Genomic DNA, 22,485 nt, shown 5'->3' with positions numbered 1-22,485 from the left:
GGTCAAAATCCATTCTGAAGCACCGTCTGGAGTTCGGCCTTGCCGAGCCCGCCAAGCCCGAGCGTTTCGAGCGTCCGGCCGCTTTGCGTAAAATCCTCGCCGCAGATTGCGCCGCCGATGGCCAGGAAGGCCTTGGCGAGCGGCGTCGCGACCTTGGCGACCGCTGCAACGGAGACCAGCAGCGACAGCCCAAGCCGCAGATCTTCTCTCATATAGCGGTGCTCCGTCAGCACGATCCACTCGCGCCAGTCACCGGAATCGGTCAGCCGGTCATGCGAGCCGCGGCCATACATCCAGATATCGCCTTCCCTGGCATAGTGATGAGCGAGCGGAAAATGGGGTGCGCCGTAATCGAGCGCTTCGCGCACGGCAATCCTCTCGGCGTCGAGCGCGTCCGTGACCCGCCGGATCGCCGCCTGCGTGCCTTCCTTGTGGATGTCCCATTTCTCGAAGTGCTCGATCGGCCCTGCGTTCATCACGATCAACGGAGGATGGATAATCGGCCCTGCGTTCATCAGCGCGCCTGACAGCGCGTCTCCGCACGCCTCGATCACACCGGGAAACGCGCGTCCGATCACTTCGAGCGCATGCGGCACCTGGTCGAGCGGAAACACGCCGACCGGCAGCCGCTTGGCGCGGATGGTGATGGCGACCTCGAACGGTCCGTGCTTACGGGTGAGCCAGGGCAGGGTGCCGGTTTCGGCAAAGCTGGCCTCGGCATGGTTGCCCGCGTCGCGCATCGCCTGTGCGAAGATCATCGAGCCGAATGTCGCCGGCGGCAGGAACACGACCTGGCCATCGCGCAAATGCGGGGCCAGCGCACGCGCGATGTCCGGCTGCGCGAAGGCGGGGGCGGGGCACAGGATCAACTCGGTGCCGACGACAGCCTCGGCGATGTCTGTCGTGACAAGCGCGAGCTTCACGTTGTGGTGGCCGTTGTGATCCTTCACCAGGATACGCGAGCCGGCGGCGCGATGCGCGGCCACTTGATCTGCGTCACGGCGCCACAGCCGGACCTCATGCCCGGACAGGGCAAAATCGCCTGCGGCCGCGAAAGAGCCGTTTCCCCCACCCAGAACCGCAATCTTCAAGATATTTCTCCTTGCGCGCGCGACTGCGCATCAAGCTGCTTCAGCAGGAAATGCTGGACCTTGCCCAGTGCTGTGCGCGGCAGGTCGGTAACGAAAACGATGTCACGCGGAACCTTGTAACGCGCGAGCTGCGCTTGAATGTGCACCCTCAGTTCCTCGGCTTCGAGCCGGCGGCCTGACCGCGGGATCACGTAGGCGATCGGCACTTCGTCCCACCGTTTGTCGGGCCGGCCGATCACGGCGCATTCGCTGACATCGGGATGTTCGAGCAGGACGCGCTCGACCTCGGCCGGATAGACATTCTCGCCGCCGGAAATGATCATGTTCTTCTTGCGATCGCGCACCCAGAAATAGCCGTCGGCGTCGCACAGGCCGATATCGCCGGTGCGATACCAGCCGTCGTGCAGCGCATCGCGCGTGGCGTTCGCATTGCCCCAATATTCGAAGAACACGTTGGGGCCGCGTACCGCGATCTCGCCCGGCGCGCCCGCGGGCACTTCGTGGCCTGCCGGATCGATGACCTTTGCTTCGCAGCACAGGCCGGCAAGGCCGGTCGATCCCGCACGCGAGAGATCGCCGCCGAGGCGCGTGTACACGGCGACGGGGCAGGTCTCCGTGGAGCCGTAGACCTGAAGGACCGGCACGCCGCGTCCGACGAAGCGGTCGATCAGGTGCGGCGGCACGATGGTCGAGCCCGTGGCGACGGCCTTGAGGGACGATAGATCCGTGGTCGCCCAGGCCGGATGCTCGCTCACGGCCTGAATGATCGCGGGAACCATCACGGTCAGCGTCGGCCGCTCGTTCTCGATTGCCGCCAGCGCCGTATCCGGCGTGAAGCGGGCATGGATCGTGACGGTGGCGCCCAGCTGCAGCGCCGGCGTCGTCTGGATGTTGAGGCCGCCGACATGAAAGAACGGCAGCACGGTCAGCACGTGATCGTCGGACGTCATGTTGTGCATGTGCTGGCTCATGACGCCGTTCCAGAACAGCGCCTCCTGGCGCAGCACGGCGCCCTTCGGTCGCCCGGTCGTTCCCGAGGTGTAGACGATCAGCAGCGGGCAGGAGAGATCGGTGTGTGGGTTGCGGCCGCTGCCATCGCGGCGCGCCAGCAGGCTTTCGAATGTCGTGCCGCGGGGCGGCGCGAAATCGAGGCCGACAATTGATGTCCCCGGTGCAAGCTCGGCAAGAACTCCTTCGAACGCCTGCTCGAGCACCAGCACCTTGGCGCCGGCGTCAGCGAGTATGAAGAGCTGCTCGGCGACCGCCAGCCGCCAGTTCAGCGGCACGAGCATCGCACCCAAACGCGCGCAGGCGTAGAGCAGCACCAGATAGTCCGGCCGGTTCAAGCTCAGGATCGCGACGCGATCGCCGCGGCCGATGCCGAGCTCCTGCTTCAACGCTGTCGCGGTCCGTTCGATGCGCGCAGCGAACGCGGCATAGCTGAGCCGTTCCCCTTCGAAGGCAATGGCCGTCTTGTCTGGCGAAAACGCCGCGTTGCGATCGATCAGACTGCAGAGGTCCACCGTCAGTCGTCCGTCTCGCCCGCCTCGTACAGCGCCTCGCGCCCGATCCGGTCGAGGCAGAGCTCGGCCGTCCAGGGCAGCATCAGCGATCCGCAGCGGCTGTCGCGATAGATCCGCTCCAGCGGCAGCGAGCGGAGCATGGCCTGGCCGCCGCAGGTGCGGATCGCGAGCGCGGCGAGCTCATTAGCGCCCTCCATTACCGAATATTGCGCGGCATAGGCCCGCAACACCTGCTCCCTGCTCGGATTGGCGCAAGCCTCGGTTACCGCCTGGAACCAAATTCCTTTGATCTGCTCGAGCTTGATCTGCATCTGCGCGACCGCGATCTGCTTGGTCGGATACATCCGCCGTTTGACCGGTGGCATGCCAGGCACTTCGCCGCGCAAATATCGCACGGTGAAATCATAGGCGGCCTGCGCAAGGCCCATATAGGTCGGCGACAGCGTCAGGAACATGTGCGGCCAGCGCATCGCCGCCTGGAAATAGACGCCGCGCGGCATCAGCGCGGAATCCTCTGGCACGAACACGTCCTTGAACAGCAATGTGCGCGAGACCGTCCCACGCATGCCGAGAGGGTCCCAGTCGCCGACAACCGAGACGCCTTCCGATTTCGCCGATATCGCGAGGTAGAGCGTGTTGCGGCGCGAGGCTTTTTCGCCTTCCTCGGTCTCGGTGCAGAGCACGCCGTAATAGTCGGCGTGCCCGGAGAGCGAGGCAAAGATCTTCTTGCCATTGACGATCCAGCCGCCCGAGACGGGCCTTGCTTCCGTGCCGAAGGCGACGCCGCCCGCGGCGGCCGCTCCGCCCTCGGAGAACGGTTGCGAGTAGATAGCCCCGTCCTCGACGATGCGCTTGTAATGGACCGCGCGCCGCCATTCGTGCTCGGCGCGAGTCCCGGCGTCCATGTCGAGATCGTCGGCGAGCGGGCCCGACCACAGGGTCGAGCAGACATGCATGTTCCAGGTCAGCGCCGTCGCGCCGCAATAGCGGCCGATCTCCGCGGCGGCGAGCGCGTAGGTCTGATAGTTCGCGCCGAGCCCGCCATGCTTCTTGGGGACGGCGATGCCGAGCAGGCCGACGCGGTGCAGGTCGCGATAGTTCTCGGTCGGGAAGATCGCCTCGCGATCGTAGGTCGCGGCCCGGCCGGCGAACACGCTCTGGCCGATCTCGCGGGCGCGCGCGATGATCGTGACCTGCTCGTCATTCAGGCGGAATGCGATGGGATCGAAGATCGGTGCATCCAGTGCAACCTTGCCGTTCGCGCCGATGGTCTTGCTGACTTGCATGGTCATGGCGCAGTCACCCGTGTTTTGCCGTGACGGAATCAAGGAAGCTGCCGAGAGCCTTGTCGAAGGCGTCAGGGCGCTCGAGGTTGGCGAGATGGCCGACGCCGGGCAGCTCGACATATTCGGCTGAGGGAATGTAGCTCGCTGTTTTCGCCATCATCGGCGCCGGCGCGTTATTGTCCCTGGATCCCGACAGCAGCAGCGTCGGAACGGAAATGTCCTTGAGCGTGCTGCGCTGATCGAACCCGATCAGGGCCAGCATCATGGCGCGATAGCTCGCCTCGGGCACGCTCGCCATGCATTCGCGCGCAAGCTGCATTCCCCTGGGATCCGGATCGTCGCCGACGAGCTCCTTCACCAGCGAAGGCGCCAGCGACGTCATCGTCTCGCCGCGATCGAGCGGACCGAGCCGCGCGGTGATGAAAGATTGCTGCCACTCGCCGTCGGCCTTGCCGAAAGCCGGACTGGTCTGCGCCAGGACGACAGCGCGCGCCAGTTTCGGCGATTGCACCAGCCATTTCTGCACGATCATGCCGCCGATCGAGTGACCGACGATAATGGGGCTGGTTGCACCGAGTTGTTCGACGAATTGCTGGAGCGCATCGGCCAGGGCAGCGATGCTGACGTTGGCGAGCGGCGCTGATCCGCCATAGCCGGGCATGTCCCATGCGATCGCGCGGAAGCGGCCGCTGAATGAGGCAATTTGCCGTCGCCAGGCTCGCGCAGCGCCTCCGATGCCATGCAGGAAGATCAGGGGCACCGCGCTCGGATCGCCCGCTGCTTCATAGGCGAAGCGTCCGTCCTTTGTTATCATTGGCGCAGGCTGCGACACGCGACATCCTTTAGCTTGGCTCTTCGATGCTAACAGGCCTGTGAGGGATGGGAAGCGATAATTTTAGACTTAAAGCAATTTTCGGGCCGCCCTTTCTGGCCGTGACTCGCAGCCGTGATCGCGGCTGTCGTTGCAAAAATTTGAAGGTTAAAATATATCGGAAGCACGTTCCGCAAAATCTGAGGGAGCCAGCGCATGTCCGGATTGCCGCACTCGCCGCACGCGCTGGTGACAGGGGGCGGTCGCGGCATCGGCCGCGCGATTGCGGCAGCTCTCGTCGGCGCCGGTGCCACCGTGACGATCGTCGGCCGGAACGCCGGGGTTCTCCAGGAGGCGGTCGCTGCAGGGGCTGCGCATTTCGCGGCGACAGCTGACGTCGCGAATGAGACCGCTCTGAAAGCTGCGATCGCCGAGGCCCATGCGCGCAAGCCGATCGATATCCTGATCGCCAATGCCGGCAGCGCCGAATCCGCGCCATTTGCGAAATCGGACAGTGCCTTGTTCGCGCGCATGATGGACATCAATTTCATGGGCGTGGTCCATGCCATCCACGGCGTGCTGCCGGCAATGAAGGATCGTCCCCATGGCCGCATCGTCGTGATTGCGTCGACTGCGGGCCTCAAGGGCTATGCCTATGTCAGCGCATATACTGCCGCCAAGCACGCTGCGGTCGGCCTGGTTCGTTCGCTTGCCCTCGAGCTCGCCGGCAGCAATGTGACCGTGAACGCGGTTTGTCCGGGTTTTACCGACACCGATCTCGTCGCGGGCAGCGTCGACAACATCATGAAGAAGACCGGACGGGGCCGCGAGCAGGCGATCGCCGAGCTTGCCAAGCACAATCCGCAGGGGCGGCTGATCGCGCCTCAGGAAGTGGCGGATGCCGTGCTTTGGCTGTGCGGGCAGGGCGCCAGTGCGATCACCGGACAGGCCATCGCGGTTGCCGGCGGCGAAATCTAGCGGCGCAGAACAAGGACCTAAGGAGATCGCATGAGCAGACCAGCCAATCCCGTCACCGTGCCGCTCGCGGACTATTCGCCGCAGCACTTCCTGCTGGCCGTGGTCGACGGCGTTGCCACCGTGACGCTTAATCGTCCCGAGCGGAAGAATCCGCTGACGTTCGAAAGCTATCGGGAGCTCACCGACTTCTTCCGTGCCTGCGCGTTCGACGATGAGGTCAAGTGCATCATCGTAACCGGTGCAGGCGGCAATTTCTCGTCCGGCGGCGATGTGTTCGAGATCATCGGGCCGTTAGTGAAGATGGATACCAAGGGGCTGACCGCGTTCACGCGGATGACCGGCGACCTCGTCAAGGCGATGCGGGCCTGCCCGCAACCCATCGTCGCTGCGGTCGAGGGCATCTGCGCCGGCGCCGGGGCGATCGTCGCCATGGCCTCGGACATGCGCCTCGCGGCGAGCGGGGCCAAGGTGGCGTTCCTGTTCAACAAGGTGGGCCTGGCCGGCTGCGACATGGGCGCCTGCGCGATCCTGCCACGGATCATCGGGCAATCGCGCGCCTCCGAGCTTCTCTACACCGGCCGGTTCATGACTGCGGAGGAAGGCGAGCGCTGGGGTTTCTTCAGTCGCATCGTCACGCCGGACCAAGTGCTGCCCCAGGCGCAAGTGCTGGCGAAACAGATCGCGGAAGGGCCAACCTTCGCCAACACCATGACCAAGCGGATGCTGGCGATGGAATGGGCAATGTCGATCGAGGAAGCGATCGAGGCGGAAGCCGTTGCCCAGGCCCTGTGCATGACCACGGCCGATTTCGAGCGTGCGTTCGAAGCCTTCGCCAACAAGGTCAAGCCGGTATTCAGGGGCGACTAGAGCGGCCGCCTTTGTGATGCCGGCCAGCAACGGGGACTTGCGCGAAATTATTTTAGGCTTAAAATAGTTTCATGGCCGGGTGAATTGGCGAGGCTCCCATGAAAGTCGCGATCATCGGTGGTGGACCTGCGGGTCTCTACGCTGCGATCCTGCTCAAGAAGCAGCGCCCGGGCGCCGACATCACGATATACGAGCGCAATCGGGCCGATGACACGTTCGGCTTCGGCGTGGTGTTCTCCGACGCCACGCTGGATAATTTCGAAAAGCACGATCTGCCGAGCTATCGCCGCATCACCCAGGAATTTGCGTACTGGGACGATATCGCGGTGCATTTTCGCGGCACTGTCCATCGGGTCGGCGGCAATGGCTTTTGCGGCTGCTCGCGGCAGAAGCTGCTGCTGATCCTCCAGGAGCGGGCGCGCGAGCTCGGCGTGGTCCTGCATTTCGAGGCCGATGTCGATGACGAATTCCGCTTCGCCGATGCGGATCTCATCCTGCTCGCTGACGGCATCAACAGCCGCTTCCGCGAGAAATACGTCGACCATTTCGAGCCGGAAGTCGATCTGCGCACCAACAAATTCGCCTGGATGGGCTCGACCAGGCCCCTCGATGCCTTCACCTTCATCTTCCAGGAGACGGAGTGGGGCCCGTTCATCGCCCATGCCTATCAATACGAAGCGGGGCACTCGACCTGGATATTCGAGACCGACCCCGAAACGTTCGAACGCGCCGGGCTGACGGGCCTGAACGAGACTCAGTCCGCCGCGCGCATGGCCAAGATTTTCGGCTGGTTCCTCGATGGGCACAAGCTGCTCACCAACCGCTCGATGTGGCGAAACTTCCCCATGATCCGCAGCAAGCGCTGGGTCAAGGACAACATGGTGCTGCTTGGCGATGCCAAGGCAAGCGCGCATTTCTCGATCGGCTCCGGCACCAAGCTCGCGATGGAAGATGCCATCGCCTTGGCCGAGGCGATGGAGAAGGCCCTCGATATCAAGGCCGCGCTCGACGTTTACGAGCACGGCCGCCGCGAGGAGGTCGAGAAGACGCAGCACGCCGCCGACGTTTCGCTGGTCTGGTTCGAGCATGTCGATCGCTTCTGGGATTTCGATCCCGTGCAATTCGCCTTCGGCGTGATGACGCGCTCGAAGGCGATCACCTACGACAATCTCAAGCTCCGCGCGCCCGATTTCGTGGCCGAGGTCGAGACCTCGTTTGCCAAACAGGTTCGCGACAGCGGATTTGACGTCGATATAGGCAAACCAGTCGTGCCGTTGTTCCAACCGTTTCGCTTGCGTGAAATGGAAGTCGCCAATCGCGCCGTGATGTCGCCGATGTGCATGTACTCGGCCAAAGAGGGCGTGCCGACGGATTTCCACCTCGTGCACTACGGCTCGCGCGCGATCGGAGGTGCCGGCCTGATCTTCACGGAGATGACCTGCGTCAGCCGCGACGCGCGCATCACACCCGGCTGCGCCGGCTTGTGGAACGACGAGCAAGAAATAGCCTGGCGGCGCATCGTGGATTTTGTCCATGGCAATTCAGCTGCCAAGATCTGCCTGCAGCTCGGGCACGCCGGCCGCAAAGGGGCGACCAAGCTGATGTGGGACGGCATCGATCGTCCGCTCGACCAAGGCGGCTGGGATGTGGTCTCGGCATCGCCGCTGCCCTATTTCCCCGACAGTCAGGTGCCGCGCGAGCTCGACCGCGCCGGCATGACCGCGGTGAGGGACTCGTTCGTCGCAGCGGCCGAGCGCGGCGAACGCTGCGGCTTCGATATGCTCGAGCTGCACTGCGCCCATGGCTACCTGCTCGCGAGCTTCATCTCGCCGCTGACGAACACCCGCACCGACGAGTATGGCGGCTCGCTCGAAAACCGGTTGCGCTTCCCGCTGGAGATCTTCGAGGCGCTCCGCGCCGTCTGGCCGTCGCACAAACCGATGTCGGTGCGTATCTCCGCGACCGATTGGGCCGACGGCGGCGTCACCGGCGACGACGCTGTTGCCATTGCGCGCGCCTTCGCCGAGGCCGGTGTCGATCTCGTCGACGTCTCGACCGGGCAGACCGTGCGCGATGCGCAGCCCATCTATGGGCGCATGTTCCAGACGCCGTTCTCGGATCAGGTCCGCAACGAGGCGCGCGTGGCCACGATGTGCGTCGGCAACATCACGACGGCGGACCAGGCAAACACGATCCTGGCCGCCGGCCGGGCAGACCTTGTCGCCCTCGGCCGGCCGCATCTGGTGGATCCCTTCTTCACCATGAAGGCCGCGGCCTGGTACGGGGCAAAGGACGCTTTTTGCCCGCCGCAATATCTGCCCGGAATGGATCAGATCTTCCGTAACAGCGTCCGTGACCGGCAGGACATGGAAGAGCTGCGAATTAAGGCTAAGCCCAAGACCCGGGCCGAGCGCAAGGCGGAGGCGACAAAGCCGCTTGCGGCGGAGTGACCGCCCGTGCGACGTTAACCCATTGCCTGTTTTTCGAGTGGAGTAAGGGCGATGAAGGCGATTATCGTCGGTGGAGGTATCGGTGGTCTCACCACCGCGTTGATGCTGCGTTCGCGCGGCCTCGACTGCGAGATTTTCGAGCAGGCGGACACCATCCGGGAGCTTGGTGTCGGCATCAACACGTTGCCGCATGCCATGCGCGAACTCGCCGGTCTCGGCCTGCTTCAGAAGCTCGACGACGTCGCTGTTCGCACCGACCAGCTCTATTATCTCAACCGCCACGGCCAGGAAGTCTGGCGCGAAGCTCGCGGTGTCGACGCCGGCCACGACGTGCCGCAATTCTCGATCCATCGTGGCCGCCTTCAAGGCGTCATCCACCGCGCGGTCGAGGAGCGACTCGGAGCCGAAGCCATCCACACCGGCTGCCGGCTCGGGGCGTTCACACAGGACGAGGGCGGTGTCACCGCCTATTTCTTCGATCGCGCCGGCGCGCACATTCACACCGCGCGCGGCGATATCCTGATCGGCGCCGACGGCATCCATTCCCGCGTTCGCGAGACGCTGTTCCCGAACGAGGGCCCGCCGTGCTGGAATGGCCTGATGCTGTGGCGCGGCGCGCGCGACTGGCCGCTGTTCCTCACCGGCAAGTCGATGATCGTGGCCGGTGGCCTCAATGCCAAGGTGGTGATCTATCCGATCGCGGAAGGATCGAGCCCGGCGAGCCGCCTGACCAATTGGGCCGTGCTGGTGAAGGTAGGCGAGGGCAATGCACCGCCGCCGCGCAAGGAGGACTGGTCGCGGCCGGGGCGTCGCGAGGAGCTGATGCCCCATGTGGCCCGATTCTCGATCCCCCATATCGACGTGAGGAGCCTGATCGCGGCGACGCCCGAATTCTACGAATATCCGACCTGCGATCGCGATCCCCTGCCGTACTGGTCATCGGGCCGGGTGACGCTGCTCGGTGATGCCGCGCATCCCATGTATCCGGTCGGCTCCAATGGCGCCTCGCAGGCCATTCTCGACGCGCGTTGCCTTGCGGATGCACTGGTGCGCGCCGAGCATCCGGGCCAGGCGCTGCTCGAATATGAGAAGAAGCGCCTGCCGATGACGGCGGACATCGTCCGCTCCAACCGGCGCGGCGGCCCCGAAGGCGTCATCGACGCCGTCGAGCAGCTCGCCCCTGATGGTTTCGACAATGTCGACAACGTGCTGAGCTATTCCCAGCGCGAGGCCATCGTGCGCGGCTATGCCACCAAGGCGGGCTTCGCCGCGGTCCCGGGCCTCGCGGCGGTGCGGGCCTGAGCCTCGCCGCTAGCCGGCGCCGGGAGGCGGCGGCAGGAAGTGGATGTTGAACTCGGCCGCCATCGCCACGACGTCCTCCGGCTTCTGCTCCTTCATGTTGTGAAGGCCCCAGAACAGGTCGAACAGCTTCTTGGTCGGCGATACCCAGAACAGCACCTTTGCGGTCTGCTCCGACTTGTTGAAGATGCCGTGCGGCACGCCCATGCCCAGCCGGATCAGGTCGCCGGCGGTTGCCTGCGACTCCGAATTGCCGAGCACGAAATCGAGCTTGCCTTCCAGAATGTAGAGATATTCGTCCTGGTCGGGATGGATGTGCGGCGGCACGAATGTGCCCGGCGGCAAGGTCGCGTGCCAGGAGAAGCTGTGCTCGGTCTTGCTTTTCGGCACATAGGTCTGGCCGAGGATGTTCCAGGAAATGCCCTGAATGCCCTCGTTAGCCCGCGTGATGCCGGTGATTTCGCTGCTCATTGAAGTCCTCCCTTGACGCGACGCTCGGCTTAGTTCGCCGCCTTGCAATCCTTGGCATAGCGGTCGCCGTAGTTCTCGAAAACCTTCTGGACGATCTCGGTCTGGAATTTGCCGTCCGGACGCTTGGCGACCTTGGTCAGGTAGAAATCCTGGATCGGGTAGCCGTTGGTGTTGAACTTGAAGGCGCCGCGCAGCGAGGTGAAGTCCGCCTTCTTCAGCGCGGCCCCAACGGCATCCTTGTTCGAGAGGTCGCCCTTCACGGCCTTGATGGCACTGTCGATCAGCATCGCGGCGTCATAGGCCTGGAAAGCGTAGGTGCCGGGCACGACGTTATAGGCGGCTTCATAGGATGCGACGAATTTCTTGTTCTGGGGATTGTCGAGATTGGGCGCCCAGTTGGCGCCGCCGAACATGCCGATCGCCGCGTCCTGCTGCGCAGGCAGGGTCGATTCATCCACCGTGAACGCCGAGAGCACCGGGATGCTGTCGGCAAGACCCGCCTGTCGGTACTGCTTGACGAGATTGACGCCAAGGCCGCCCGGCATGAACGTGAAGAGAGCATCGGGCTTCTGCGAGGAGATCTTCGAGAGCTCGGGCTGGAAATCCAGCGTGTTGAGCGGCATGTAGGATTCCTCGACGATCTCGCCCTTGTAGTCGAGCTTGAAGCCCGCCACCGAATCCTTGCCGGCCTGATAGTTCGGCACCATCAGGTACATGCGCTTGTAGCCGCGATCCTGCGCGACCTTGCCGAGGATCTCGTGCACCTGGTCGTTCTGATACGAGGTCACATAGAAGAACGGGTTGCAGTCCTTGCCTGCGAAGGTCGAGGGGCCTGCATTGGGGCTGATCAGGAAGGTTTTCGATTCCGTGATCGGTCTGTGGATCGCCTGCAGGATGTTGGAGAAGATCGGCCCGACCACGAAGTCGACCTTGTCGCGCTCGAGCAGGCCCTTGACCTTGGTCACCGCCGCATCCGGCTTCAGTTCGTCATCCGCAACGATCACCTCGACATCGCGGCCGCCCATCTTGCCGCCGAGATCCTTCACCGCGAGCGCAAAACCGTCGCGGACTTGCTGGCCCAATGCGGCGGCGGGACCCGACAGGGTGACGACCACGCCCAGCTTGATCTTCTCCTGCGCTACGGCTGGATTGAGTGCGGTGCCGACCAGCAAGGCTGCGGCCAAGGTCAATTGCGTCTTCATGATCTGTCCCCCGTGACACCGGGCTTGCACGGCAAGCCGCATACTCGATCCGAGCTTATGCCGATGATGGCCGCCGCGGCAAGCAGCGCACAATCGGTCGGCATTCGCGGGCAGCGGTGCATGCAAGCGGCGCGCCAATTATTTGAAGCCTAAAGAAGTTGGCGTACGGTCGATTGTTGCAGCTTTGGACTTGCGGCCGGCTCCGATTTATTTGAAGCTCAAAATGTTGGGGAATCCGTGCCGGCGCCAATGCCCGCCGAGAGTGACTGCACCGCGATGCTCGATTCCGAGACCAAGGCCGTTGAAACGCCGGAAGACCACGCCGACGAGCTCCGGCTGTGGTTGCGCCTTCTGACCTGCACGACGTTGATCGAGGGTGAGGTCCGCGGCCGGCTCCGGCAGCGCTTCGACGTCACGCTGCCTCGCTTCGATCTGATGGCGCAGCTCGACAAGGCGCCCGACGGCATGACGCTCTCCGACGTCTCCAAGCGCATGATGGTCTCGAACGGTAACGTCACCGGCCTCGTCGAGCGCCTCGTGGAATCAGGTCATCTCGACCGACGGACGTCCGAGACAGATCGCCGTGTCCAGGTGATCCGCCTCACGAAACTCGGCCGCGCCGAGTTCCGACGCATGGCTACGGAACACGAGACTTGGATCGCCGATCTGTTCGCCGACCTCTCGCCGAAGGACGTGCGCGAATTGATGCGGCTGCTCGCCAAGACCAAGGCCTCGGCGCAGAAATCGGCCGCCCGCCGCCGGCCGTAGGCGCAATCGCCCCAATCCCATTTGCCGCAGGAAAAAGCACGGGATGCCCAAAATCCGCTATTGCGCCAAATTGTTTTAAGCCTAAAATGTTTTCCAGATCGTGCTGCCGGGTGCAATCCATGCTGAAAGGAGCGTGCGATGGCCAACGCCGCCAAGGTTCAAGTGACGGGCTCGCATGACGGCAACGCCGCGACAGCCCATGTCGATACTTTTGCGCAGCAGCATCTGCCGTCGCGCGAGCTGTGGCCCGAATTCATCTTTACGCGGCCCGAGCTGAACTATCCGCCACGATTGAATTGCGTCAGCTATTTCCTCGACCGCTGGGTCGAGCAGGGCCAGGGGGACGCGCCCTGCGTCATCAGCCCCGCCGTCAGTTACACCTATCGCGAGCTGCAGGCGCTGGTGAACCGCATCGCCAACGTGCTGGTCGGCAAGCTCGGTCTCGTCACCGGCGGTCGCGTGCTACTGCGTTCGGCCAACAATCCGATGATGGTTGCGACCTATCTTGCGGTGATCAAGGCCGGTGGCATCGTGGTGGCGACGATGCCGCTGCTCCGCGCCAAGGAATTGTCGTATCCGATCCAGAAGGCAGAGATCACGCTGGCGCTGTGCGACGGCAAGCTCGCCGACGAAATGGAGAAGGCGAAGGCCGCGGCGCCCAAGCTCAAGCGGGTTGTCTACTGGGGCAATAGCGCAGCCGACTCGCTCGAAGCGCTCATGGCCGACGCGAGCGCGGAATTCAGGGCGGTCGACACCGCCTCCGACGATGTCTGCCTGATCGCTTTCACGTCGGGCACGACGGGCGATCCCAAGGGCACCATGCATTTCCACCGCGACATGCTCGCGGTCTGCGACGGCTATGCCCGCAATATCCTGCGGGCCGAGCAGAAGGACCGCTTCGTCGGCTCCGCGCCGCTCGCTTTCACCTTCGGTTTCGGCGGTGTGCTGTTTCCGATGCATATCGGCGCCTCCTTCGTCGTGCTGGAGAAGACGACGCCGGACGACGTGCTGACGGCGATCGAGCAATACAGGACCACGGTCTGCTTCACGGCGCCGACCGCGTATCGCGCCATGATCGGCAAGCTGCCGGGGCGTGACATTTCCTCGCTGCGGAAATGCGTCTCCGCCGGCGAGACCCTGCCCAAGCCGACCTTTGATGCCTGGCTCAAGGCCACCGGCATCAAGTTGATGGACGGGATCGGCTCGACCGAGCTGCTGCACATCTTCATCAGTGCGACCGAAGACGAGATCCGACCCGGCGCGACCGGGAAGCCCGTGCCGGGTTACGAGGCCAAGATCGTCGACGATGACGGCCGTGACCTGCCGCCCGGCACGATGGGCAAGCTCGCGGTGCGCGGGCCGACCGGTTGCCGCTATCTCGCCGATGAGCGGCAGCGCAAATACGTCCAGAACGGCTGGAACATCACCGGCGACACCTATCTGATGGATAGCGACGGCTATTTCTGGTACCAGTCCCGCTCCGACGACATGATCGTGTCGGCCGGCTACAACATCGCGGGCACCGATGTCGAGGCCGCACTGCTCACACATCCGGCGGTCGCCGAGTGCGGCGTGGTCGGCGCCCCGGACGAGGCGCGCGGCATGATCGTGAAAGCCTATGTCATCGCGGCGGCCGGCGTGACGCCGGACGCGAAGCTCGTGGCCGAGCTGCAGGAGCATGTCAAACGCGAGATCGCGCCGTACAAATATCCGCGCGCCATCGAGTTCGTGACGCAACTGCCGAAGACCGAGACCGGAAAATTGAAGCGCTTTGCCCTGCGGCAACTGGCGCAATCCGCTGTGACGTCCTCGGGCGTCGCCGCGGAATGAGAGAAGGATGAAGAATTGTCCGTGACGACGCCGAAAGGCCCGCAACTCGCAGTGCTGCCGACAGCCGCCGAGGATGACACCCGTTCGCGGGTGCAGGTGCTTCAGCCGTCGGGGTGGCCGATGCCGAAGGGCTATGCCAACGGCATGGCCGCCGAGGGACTCATTGTCGTCACCGGCGGGGTGATCGGCTGGGATGCCGAGGAGCGACTTGCCGACGGCTTCGTCGCGCAGGTTCGTCAGACCTTGAGCAATATCGCGGCGATCCTGTCCGAGGCCGGCGCGCGGCCCGAGCACCTGGTGCGGCTGACCTGGTACGTCGTCGACATGGATGAATATCTGTCCAACCTGAAGGAGCTCGGCAAGATCTACCGTACGGTCTTCGGCGCGCATTACCCCGCGATGGCGCTGGTGCAGGTGGTGCGCCTCGTGGAGAAGGCGGCGCGCGTCGAGATCGAGGCCACCGCCGTCATTCCCCGCTGACGCGCGTTAGCTTGCCTTGGAGAGCTGGTCGTCCTCGGGCGAGTTCAGATAAACGCCGGACATGGTGTCGACCCAGCACAGATGGTCGTGCACTTTCTTGACGCCGTCGACGTTCTCCGCTGCGACGACCGCGGCCTGCCGCGCGCGCTCCTCGGTGATGACGCCGCTGAGGTGAACGATACCGTCACGGACGATGACGTTCAGCCCGAACGGGCACCAGTCGCTCTTCTCCATGGTGTCGATGATGCGGCTGCGGATGTGGTCGTCGTCCGCCGTCGGATCGCTCACCTCGCGCGCAAGCCCCGCGACAGCCTGCAGCAGGTTGGCGCGCGATACGATCCCGACGACCTTGTCGCCGCGCACCACCGGCAGCCGCTTCACGTTGTTGCGCTCCATGAGGTCGACGATCTCGGCGAGCGCCGTATCCTCGGTGATGGTCACGGGCGAGTCGGTCATCACCTCCGCGACCTTGCGGCCATGCTCGTGGACGAAATCGCTGGCGGATTTGCCGGGACCGAGGATGAAGCGCAGCCAGCGTCCGCGCTTGCGCCCGGTGCCGATTTCGCTGCGGCGGATGAAATCTCCTTCAGAGACGACACCGACCAGCTTGCCGGCATCGTCCACCACCGTGAGGCCGCTGACATGCCGCTTCAGCATGATATTCGCCGCCTCGACGATGCTGGTGTCGGGGGTAACCGAGATGACCGACCGGGTCATGATCTGGTGGGCGCGCATGGATAACTCCGCTGGCTAGTCGAATTTCGATACGCGAAAACTAGCCCGGGCGACCGGGGCCGGCTTGACTCAGGTCAATGGCACCGAGCCCGTCCGGCCCGATGAAGCAATTGTGATCCAGGGCCGGATTTGATGCAGCTCAACGCCGATGCGACGCCGCGCCATATCCTTCCGCCGACACAGAACAGCAGCCTTTTGGGATCATTGAGCCATGAGCGTCGTGCAGATATTTCCACGGGCCGAGGAGCCGGCGGCGCAGGCTCTCCCTGTCACTCCCGCCACTGATCCAGAGGTCCCGACGGTGAGCTCCGAAAAGCCGGCCGCCACCGACCCCTTGCCTGCACCGGAGCCATACCCCCTCGACCGCGCGTTTCATGCGATGCTGGCGCGGTTCACGGGTGGCATTTCGCCGCTGGCCTTGTCGCTGGCCTGGCTCGACTGGAGCTCGCATCTCGCCGCGGCGCCCCAGCGCCAGATGGAGATTTCCCGCAACACGCTGCGCGACATCGGCCGGCTGACCGAGGCCGCAGCTCACGCGACGTCTCCGGAGCAGAAGCCGTGGTCCGTGATCCAGCCGCAGCCCCGGGATCGCCGCTTCGCCGGGCCGCAATGGGAGACCGCGCCGTTCAATCTGCTGGCGCAGGCGTTCCTGCTCACCGAGCGGTGGTGGCACGATGCCACGACCGGCGTGCGCGGCGTGTCGCACGCCAATGAAGCCATCGTCGAGTTCTCGATGCGCCAGATGCTGGACATGCTGGCGCCGTCGAATTTCGCGGCGACCAATCCGAAGGTGCTGGAGAAGGCGTTCCAGAGCGGCGGTGAAAATTTCGTCTTCGGCTGGCAGAATTGGTGCAGCGATCTGATGCGCCTGCTCTCCGCTTCGAAATTGACGGACGACGGACAGTTCGTGGTCGGCAAGACGGTGGCGGCCTCGCCCGGCAAGGTCGTGTACCGGAACGAGTTGATCGAGCTGATCCAGTACCATCCGACCACCGCGCAGGTCCGGCCGGAGCCGATCCTGATCGTGCCGGCCTGGATCATGAAGTACTACATCCTCGATCTGTCGCCGCACAATTCCCTGGTCAGATATCTGACCGGTCAAGGCTTCACCGTGTTCGCGATCTCCTGGCGCAACCCGGATGCGAAGGATCGGGACATCGCCTTCGACGACTATCGCAAGCTCGGCGTCATGGCGGCGCTGGACACGATCGGCCAGGTCGTGCCGGGTCGCAAGACCCACGCGCTCGGCTATTGCCTGGGCGGCACATTGCTGTCGATCGCCGCCGCCGCGATGGCGCGCGACGGCGATGCTCGTCTCGACACGGTCACGCTGCTTGCGGCCCAGACCGATTTCACCGAGGCCGGAGAGCTGACGCTCTTCATCAATGAGAGCCAGGTCGCCTTCCTCGAAGACATGATGTGGCAGCGAGGCACGCTCGACACGACGCAGATGGCCGGTGCCTTTCAGCTGCTGCGCTCCAATGAATTGATCTGGTCCCGCCTGTCGCACGACTATCTGATGGGCGAGGGCGCTCCGTCGAACGATCTGATGGCCTGGAATGCGGACGCGACGCGGCTGCCCTATCGCATGCATTCTGAATATCTGCGAAAGCTGTTCCTCGACAACGATCTGGCCGAGGGACGCTATCACGTCGGCGGACGGAGCGTTTCACTGTCCGATATTCACGCGCCGATGTTCGTGGTCGGAACGCTCGCCGATCACGTGGCGCCATGGCGATCGGTCTACAAGATCCATTATCAGGTCGACGCCGACGTGACATTCCTGTTGACCAGCGGCGGCCACAATGCCGGCGTCGTCGCGCCTCCGGAGGAACCCGGCCACAGCTATCAGGTGCTGATCAAGCCGGCCGACGCGCCCTATGTCGGTGCGGACGAGTGGCTGAAGCGGGCGCCGCATGTTGAAGGGTCGTGGTGGCCGGAATGGACCAGATGGCTGGCGGAGCACTCCGGTGCGCCCTGCGATCCCCCGCGGATCGGAGTTGGTGACGTCCAGGACCTGCCCGATGCGCCCGGGGATTACATCCACACCTAGAGCATCATGCCGAAAAGCGTGACGCTGCTTCCGAGGTCATCGTGCTCAACGATAACTCAGGGCGCGATGACGCTCGTCCCGAGTTCATTGCGCCTCAACTTTCCGGCTCGGCGTTCGGCGTGAGGTCCGAGGAACGGAAAGGCTTGGTCTTGTCCAGCTTTCGGTAGGCCGTCGAGGCCGCCCGCAACAGCTTCTTTTCCCGCTTGCGGTCGCGAAAACGATTGCTGGCATCGAGACCGGCGCCGTTCAGCGACGCCGCCAGCGCCCGTCCCCGCGCATCGTCGTTCAATTGCCCGAGCGAGCGTTGCGCCTTGCGCAAGCTCTTGAGGATGGATTTCTGCTTCTTCAGGGAGCCCTCGGCGAACAGGTCCTGCAGCGACTCGACCGAATAGGTCATCCGCTTGTTGAGAAGCCGCAGCTTGTGGCGCTTCTCGACGTCGAGCTTTCGGAGCTTTCGCGCTTTCCTGAGCAGCGTCGTCTCCCATTCGGTCAGCCGCTCCGTCGCATGAGCGGCGAGCGTGCAGCGGCGCAATCGGATGGCTTCCTTGCTGCGCCGGGTCGACCAGGGACCGCTCTCGATCCAGCTCGAGGTCTGCTCGACGAGGCGGCGATAGCGCGCCGATTGCAGCGCGCGCGCGAGCAGACGGTGGCTCTCGGCGCGTTTCTCGTCCCAGTGCTGGAGCTCGGCAATCACGGCAAGCTCGTCGCCGCTCTCGGCGACCACCCGCTCGATCGCCACGTCGAGATCCCTGACCATGCCGAGCTGGCTGTTCAGCCATTTCAATTCGGCCCAGACGTTCGGCCGCAGGGCGTCGTCGACCATCGGCGAGAAGAAGCGGATGGCGGTGCGCAGATGCGTCAGTGCGATCCGGATCTGATGCAGCGCGTCCGGGTCGCCGCGGCAGGTACCGTCGTGCTGGGCGAGGACTGCAGCGAGATGACGGCGCGCGATGATCCGGAACGCGGTGTCGCAGGCCATGCCGGGGCTCAGGCGGCCGGGCGGGGCGTTGTGACGCGCCGCCGGCGCGGCGCGCGCGGCCGTCGAGGTCGTGCTAGGTCGCGCCATCTTTGCCTGCGCCAATCAGATTGCCCTGTTTGCCTTCAGCGATCGCGTTCCGGCAGTTCTGGAGCGTCTGCTCTTGCGTCCCGGATGCATCGATGGTCGCCCAGCCGACATGGCCGATATTATAGCGCTCCTGCAGCGCGGCAACCTCCTGCGTGGCGTCGGATGCGTCTCCTTGGCGGCTTCCGATCCGCATCTGCCGGGTCTTGAGGTCGGCGACCAGGAACAGGCCGTTCAGCGGCACGCTGCGCTCGCCCGCCAGGGCGGCGATCGCCTCCCGCTCGTCCTCGCGCGCAAATACGCCGTCGATAACAGTCGAATGGCCTTGCGCCAGCACCCGCCCGGCGAGGTGAACCAGCCTGTCATAAACGCGGGCCGCGTGTTCCGGCGTGTAGGCGGACGGAGGCAGCCGGTGCGTGTCCTCGACCCCGAACATCTGCTTGCGGACGATATCGCTTCGCACCACGACGGCGCCGGGGGGCGGCGCGATGATCGGCGCGAGCGCATTCGCCAACACCGTCTTGCCGGTTCCAGACAATCCGCCGACGGCAATCAGGCGCGGAGCGGCAGGATGGATCAGCATGCCGGCGAGATCAAAATAACGCCGGGCCTCATCGAGAATGGCGGGGTCGTCGGAATGCGTCGGCTTCAGCCGCGCCAGGGCCACCTGGGCGCGGATCGCCGCCCGTATGGACATGAACAGCGGCAGCGCCGACAGTGCGTCGAGATTGTCGGCGGACGAGGCGGCGAGATAGCGGTTCAGGACGATGTTGGCGGCGAGGGGCTGATCGTGGTGCAACAGGTCCATCAGCGTGAATGCGAGATCGTAGAGGACGTCGATGGTTGCGATCTGCGCATCGAACTCGATGGCATCGAACAAAACGGGCCGGTCGTCGAGCAGCACGATGTTTGCGAGATGCAGATCGCCATGACAGCGGCGTACGAAGCCGTGGCGACCGCGCTCCGCGAGCAGGGAGCGGAGGCGCCGGAATGCCGCATGGGATGCCTCGCCGAGCTTCTCGATGTCGCCCGCGCCAAAATGATTGCCCGCCCTCAGGCCGTGACTGTTGGCGTCGATCAGGCCGGGAATGGCGGATAGCCAGGCATCGCCCTCGGCGCGTGTCGCCGCGTCGTGGGAAGCAACGATCGCATCGGCGGTCGCCGAGGCCAGTTTCGCATAGAGCGGGCCAGCCTTTGCCAGATGATCCAGCGTCCTGCTTTCGTCGAAACGCGACATGTCGACCGCGTACTCGATGGGCCGGCCGGGACCGTCTACCTGCACCGATCCATCCGCCTCTTCCGTAATCGCCACGACGCGATGATAGATCTGCGGCGCCAGCGGCCGGTTGATCCTGATTTCCTCCTCGCACGCGGCCTTGCGCTTCTCGAGTGTCGAGTAGTCGAGAAATGGAAACCGCACGGCGCGCTTGATCTTCAGCGCGCGCGACCCATCGAGGAACACCGCGGCGCCATGCGTGTCGATCCGCCTCACGCCCGCAGGGGTGGCCAGCGTCCGGAAGATGCGCTCCTGGGTCGCCACTTCATCTGTCATGGAATCGGGCATCCGAAAGCACCATCAGGGCGTGAGCACGGCCGCGCCGAGAATCTGGCCTGCCCGCAGCATGTCCAGGACGTCGTTGGCCTGGTCGAGCGGAAATGCCGTTGTTTCGGTACGTACGCCGGCTTGCGGCGCGACCTTGAGGAAATCGAGGCCGTCCTGCCGGGTCAGATTGGCGACCGAGACCAGCTGCCGTTCCTGCCAGAGCAGATCATAGGGGAAGCTTGGAATATCGGTCATGTGGATGCCGGCGCACACGACCCGGCCGCCCTTGCGGACGGCGCGCAACGCGGCCGGGACGAGTTCGCCGGATGGTGCGTAGATGATGGCCGCATCGAGAGGCTCGTCGGGCACCTCGTCAGATGCCCCTGCCCAGACCGCGCCGAGGCGACGGGCAAGGTCTTGTGCAGCAACGTCGCCGCGGCGCGTGAATGCATGGACGGAGCGTCCCTGCCAGCGCGCGACCTGGGCAATGATGTGGCCGGCCGCGCCGAAGCCATAGAGGCCGAGCCGCTCGGCCGGGCCGGCCAGCACCAGCGAACGCCAGCCGATCAGCCCTGCGCATAGCAGAGGTGCAATCTCCACGTCGCTGCCGTCCTCACCGAGCGGGAAGGCGTAGCGTGCGTCGGCGATGGTGTGGGTAGCGTAGCCGCCGTCCCGCGTGTAGCCGGTGAATTGCGGTGTGTCGCACAGGTTCTCCATGCCTTGCCGGCAGAAGCGACAATGTCCGCAGGTGAAGCCGAGCCAGGGAATGCCGACGCGATCACCTCGCGCATGGGTTGCGACATTCGGACCCACGAGATCGACGCGGCCGACGATCTCGTGCCCGGGCACGATGGGATAGCGGATATCGGGCAGCTCGGCATCGACGAGATGAAGGTCGGTCCGGCATACCCCGCAGGCGCTGATCTTGACGCGGAGCTGGCCCTCGCCGGGTACCGGATCGGGCCGCTCCTGCATCTGGAGCCGCGATCGTGGGGCCGGCAACACCATCGCACGCATAAGGTCTCTCCGGGGCGAACCGCTCCGACTGGATTATCCATAGAATAGCCGGGCGGCCAGTCCTTGACGCTGGTCAACGCCCGTGCCGGCCGATCCGCCCCTGTTCCCCTGGCTTGACGAGGATCAATCGGCTCGACGAAAGCCGGCCTATTGTGGCGGCCAAGGAGAATCCCGATGCCCATCAAGGATGTCTTTCTGCCGCTCGTTGGTCAGCCACGCGGGTCGAACCTGGCTGCAATCGAGAAATGCGTGGCCGTGGCCGCCGGTCTCGGCGCCAGGATCACCGCGCTCGCGCTCGAGGAAGAGATCTACGAGCGGCCGAAGGTGTTGCTGCCCTATGATCGCGAGGCGGAAGCCGTCGGCTTGTGCGATGTGAGCGACATGCAGCAGCTTCTCAACGTCTTCGCCAGTGCGACCGCGCGCACCAAGATTCGCGCCCACAGCCAGACGGCCAAGGTGCCGGCGGACCAGATCGCGGCGGTCCTGGCCGAGCACGCCCGTTACAGCGATCTCACGCTGCTTCCCGTGAAGCCGCACGACAGTCGAACGGAGAGCATCGTAGAAGCACTCCTGTTCGGATCCGGCCGGCCGCTTCTGCTCTGTCCGGAACATCTGGCCGAAGAGCTTCAGCCCAAATTCGAGAATGTCGTGATCGCCTGGGATCAGTCCGCGCGTGCCGCGCGAGCGATCGGCGACGCGTTGCCGCTCCTGCAGGCGGCGGCGACCGTCCGCGTGATGACCGTGGCGGATGAGAAGACCGACGCGATCACGCAATCCGGAACCGCCATAGTCGATCATCTCAGGGAACACGGCGTTCACGCCTCGTTCGAAATGGCCAAAGGCCGCGGCAGCTCGATCGGCAAGGTCCTGGGAAATTGGGTGAATTCCCATGGCGTGGACGCCATCGTGATGGGCGCTTACCATCATTCGCGGCTGAACGAGATCGTCTGGGGCGGTGTGACAAAGACCGTCATTGGCCAGCCACCGTGCTGGGTTATGATCTCACACTAGGCTCGCC

Annotated in this window: 19 protein-coding genes; 9 read left to right on the top strand and 10 right to left on the bottom strand. The window is 64.5% G+C overall.

Translation table 11 applies throughout. The features are described 5' to 3' along the window. Window positions 1-2: 2 nt before the first annotated feature. From QRQ56_RS23130 to QRQ56_RS23115, 4 genes are read right to left on the bottom strand one after another with little or no spacing between them, the layout of a single operon-like run. Complete coding sequence (locus QRQ56_RS23130; protein WP_438743213.1) at window positions 3-1,091, bottom strand: NAD/NADP octopine/nopaline dehydrogenase family protein; 1,089 nt, start codon at window positions 1,089-1,091, stop codon at window positions 3-5. Continuing rightward, window positions 1,088-2,614, bottom strand: coding sequence for a class I adenylate-forming enzyme family protein (locus tag QRQ56_RS23125; protein ID WP_438743211.1), 1,527 nt, complete (start codon window positions 2,612-2,614; stop codon window positions 1,088-1,090). The genes QRQ56_RS23130 and QRQ56_RS23125 overlap by 4 nt, the downstream gene beginning before the upstream one ends. Before the next feature lie 2 nt (window positions 2,615-2,616). Next, the gene (locus tag QRQ56_RS23120) at window positions 2,617-3,906 is read right to left on the bottom strand and encodes an acyl-CoA dehydrogenase family protein (protein ID WP_438743209.1); all 1,290 of its coding nucleotides are present in this window, start codon (window positions 3,904-3,906) and stop codon (window positions 2,617-2,619) included. A gap of 7 nt (window positions 3,907-3,913) precedes the next feature. Then, complete coding sequence (locus QRQ56_RS23115) at window positions 3,914-4,732, bottom strand: alpha/beta fold hydrolase (RefSeq protein ID WP_438743207.1); 819 nt, start codon at window positions 4,730-4,732, stop codon at window positions 3,914-3,916. A gap of 195 nt (window positions 4,733-4,927) precedes the next feature. Here QRQ56_RS23115 and QRQ56_RS23110 point away from each other — a divergent pair, with 195 nt between their 5' ends. The 4 genes from QRQ56_RS23110 to QRQ56_RS23095 all read left to right on the top strand — a co-directional run bounded on the left by QRQ56_RS23110 (window position 4,928) and on the right by QRQ56_RS23095 (window position 10,308). Then, window positions 4,928-5,689 carry an SDR family NAD(P)-dependent oxidoreductase gene (locus QRQ56_RS23110; protein ID WP_438743205.1) on the top strand — a complete coding sequence of 254 codons (762 nt, stop codon included), beginning with the start codon at window positions 4,928-4,930 and terminating at the stop codon, window positions 5,687-5,689. Window positions 5,690-5,719: 30 nt separating this feature from the next. Further along, a complete protein-coding gene (locus QRQ56_RS23105) occupies window positions 5,720-6,556 on the top strand; it encodes an enoyl-CoA hydratase family protein (protein WP_438743203.1) in 837 nt (278 codons plus the stop codon). Between the two features lie 98 nt (window positions 6,557-6,654). Then, entirely contained in the window at window positions 6,655-9,006 is a 2,352-nt protein-coding gene (locus QRQ56_RS23100) for a bifunctional salicylyl-CoA 5-hydroxylase/oxidoreductase (RefSeq protein ID WP_438743201.1), read from the top strand. Between the two features lie 51 nt (window positions 9,007-9,057). Continuing rightward, window positions 9,058-10,308: a flavin-dependent oxidoreductase gene (locus QRQ56_RS23095; protein ID WP_438743199.1), complete on the top strand. Its 1,251-nt coding sequence runs from the start codon at window positions 9,058-9,060 to the stop codon at window positions 10,306-10,308. Between the two features lie 9 nt (window positions 10,309-10,317). Here QRQ56_RS23095 and QRQ56_RS23090 read toward each other — a convergent pair whose 3' ends face one another. Then, window positions 10,318-10,776, bottom strand: a complete 459-nt coding sequence (locus QRQ56_RS23090; protein WP_438743197.1) for a cupin domain-containing protein — start codon at window positions 10,774-10,776, stop codon at window positions 10,318-10,320. 29 nt (window positions 10,777-10,805) lie between these two features. Continuing rightward, window positions 10,806-11,978, bottom strand: a complete 1,173-nt coding sequence (locus QRQ56_RS23085) for an ABC transporter substrate-binding protein (protein ID WP_438743195.1) — start codon at window positions 11,976-11,978, stop codon at window positions 10,806-10,808. Between the two features lie 249 nt (window positions 11,979-12,227). Here QRQ56_RS23085 and QRQ56_RS23080 point away from each other — a divergent pair, with 249 nt between their 5' ends. The 3 genes from QRQ56_RS23080 (at window position 12,228) to QRQ56_RS23070 (ending at window position 15,056) form a co-directional block, all read left to right on the top strand. Further along, window positions 12,228-12,746 carry a MarR family winged helix-turn-helix transcriptional regulator gene (locus QRQ56_RS23080; RefSeq protein WP_438743193.1) on the top strand — a complete coding sequence of 173 codons (519 nt, stop codon included), beginning with the start codon at window positions 12,228-12,230 and terminating at the stop codon, window positions 12,744-12,746. Between the two features lie 138 nt (window positions 12,747-12,884). Further along, window positions 12,885-14,576 carry a benzoate-CoA ligase family protein gene (locus QRQ56_RS23075; protein WP_438743191.1) on the top strand — a complete coding sequence of 564 codons (1,692 nt, stop codon included), beginning with the start codon at window positions 12,885-12,887 and terminating at the stop codon, window positions 14,574-14,576. A 21-nt stretch (window positions 14,577-14,597) separates the two neighbouring features. Beyond that, window positions 14,598-15,056, top strand: a complete 459-nt coding sequence (locus tag QRQ56_RS23070; protein ID WP_438743189.1) for a RidA family protein — start codon at window positions 14,598-14,600, stop codon at window positions 15,054-15,056. Window positions 15,057-15,062: 6 nt separating this feature from the next. Here the strand turns inward: QRQ56_RS23070 and QRQ56_RS23065 are convergent, their stop codons facing one another. Further along, window positions 15,063-15,791: a CBS domain-containing protein gene (locus QRQ56_RS23065; protein ID WP_438743187.1), complete on the bottom strand. Its 729-nt coding sequence runs from the start codon at window positions 15,789-15,791 to the stop codon at window positions 15,063-15,065. A gap of 211 nt (window positions 15,792-16,002) precedes the next feature. Here QRQ56_RS23065 and QRQ56_RS23060 point away from each other — a divergent pair, with 211 nt between their 5' ends. Next, window positions 16,003-17,844 (top strand): PHA/PHB synthase family protein, encoded by a 1,842-nt coding sequence (locus tag QRQ56_RS23060; RefSeq protein ID WP_438743185.1) that lies wholly within the window; start codon window positions 16,003-16,005, stop codon window positions 17,842-17,844. A gap of 94 nt (window positions 17,845-17,938) precedes the next feature. Here the strand turns inward: QRQ56_RS23060 and QRQ56_RS23055 are convergent, their stop codons facing one another. The 3 genes from QRQ56_RS23055 to QRQ56_RS23045 are packed head-to-tail and all read right to left on the bottom strand — an operon-like array spanning window position 17,939 to window position 21,467. Next, window positions 17,939-18,910 (bottom strand): CHAD domain-containing protein, encoded by a 972-nt coding sequence (locus QRQ56_RS23055; protein ID WP_438743183.1) that lies wholly within the window; start codon window positions 18,908-18,910, stop codon window positions 17,939-17,941. Further along, complete coding sequence (locus QRQ56_RS23050; protein ID WP_438743181.1) at window positions 18,897-20,459, bottom strand: AAA family ATPase; 1,563 nt, start codon at window positions 20,457-20,459, stop codon at window positions 18,897-18,899. The genes QRQ56_RS23055 and QRQ56_RS23050 overlap by 14 nt, the downstream gene beginning before the upstream one ends. Window positions 20,460-20,483: 24 nt before the next feature. After that, complete coding sequence (locus tag QRQ56_RS23045) at window positions 20,484-21,467, bottom strand: zinc-dependent alcohol dehydrogenase family protein (protein WP_438743179.1); 984 nt, start codon at window positions 21,465-21,467, stop codon at window positions 20,484-20,486. 174 nt (window positions 21,468-21,641) lie between these two features. On the opposite strand from QRQ56_RS23045, the gene QRQ56_RS23040 reads away from it, so the two are divergent. Further along, window positions 21,642-22,478, top strand: a complete 837-nt coding sequence (locus tag QRQ56_RS23040; RefSeq protein WP_438743177.1) for a universal stress protein — start codon at window positions 21,642-21,644, stop codon at window positions 22,476-22,478. The last annotated feature ends 7 nt before the right edge of the window (window positions 22,479-22,485 follow it).

Origin of the sequence: Bradyrhizobium sp. U531 (genome assembly GCF_051710265.1) — a bacterium.
Taxonomy (GTDB): domain Bacteria; phylum Pseudomonadota; class Alphaproteobacteria; order Rhizobiales; family Xanthobacteraceae; genus Bradyrhizobium.
Note: the sequence above shows the minus strand (reverse complement) of the source record. Positions and strands in the feature narration are given on the sequence as shown.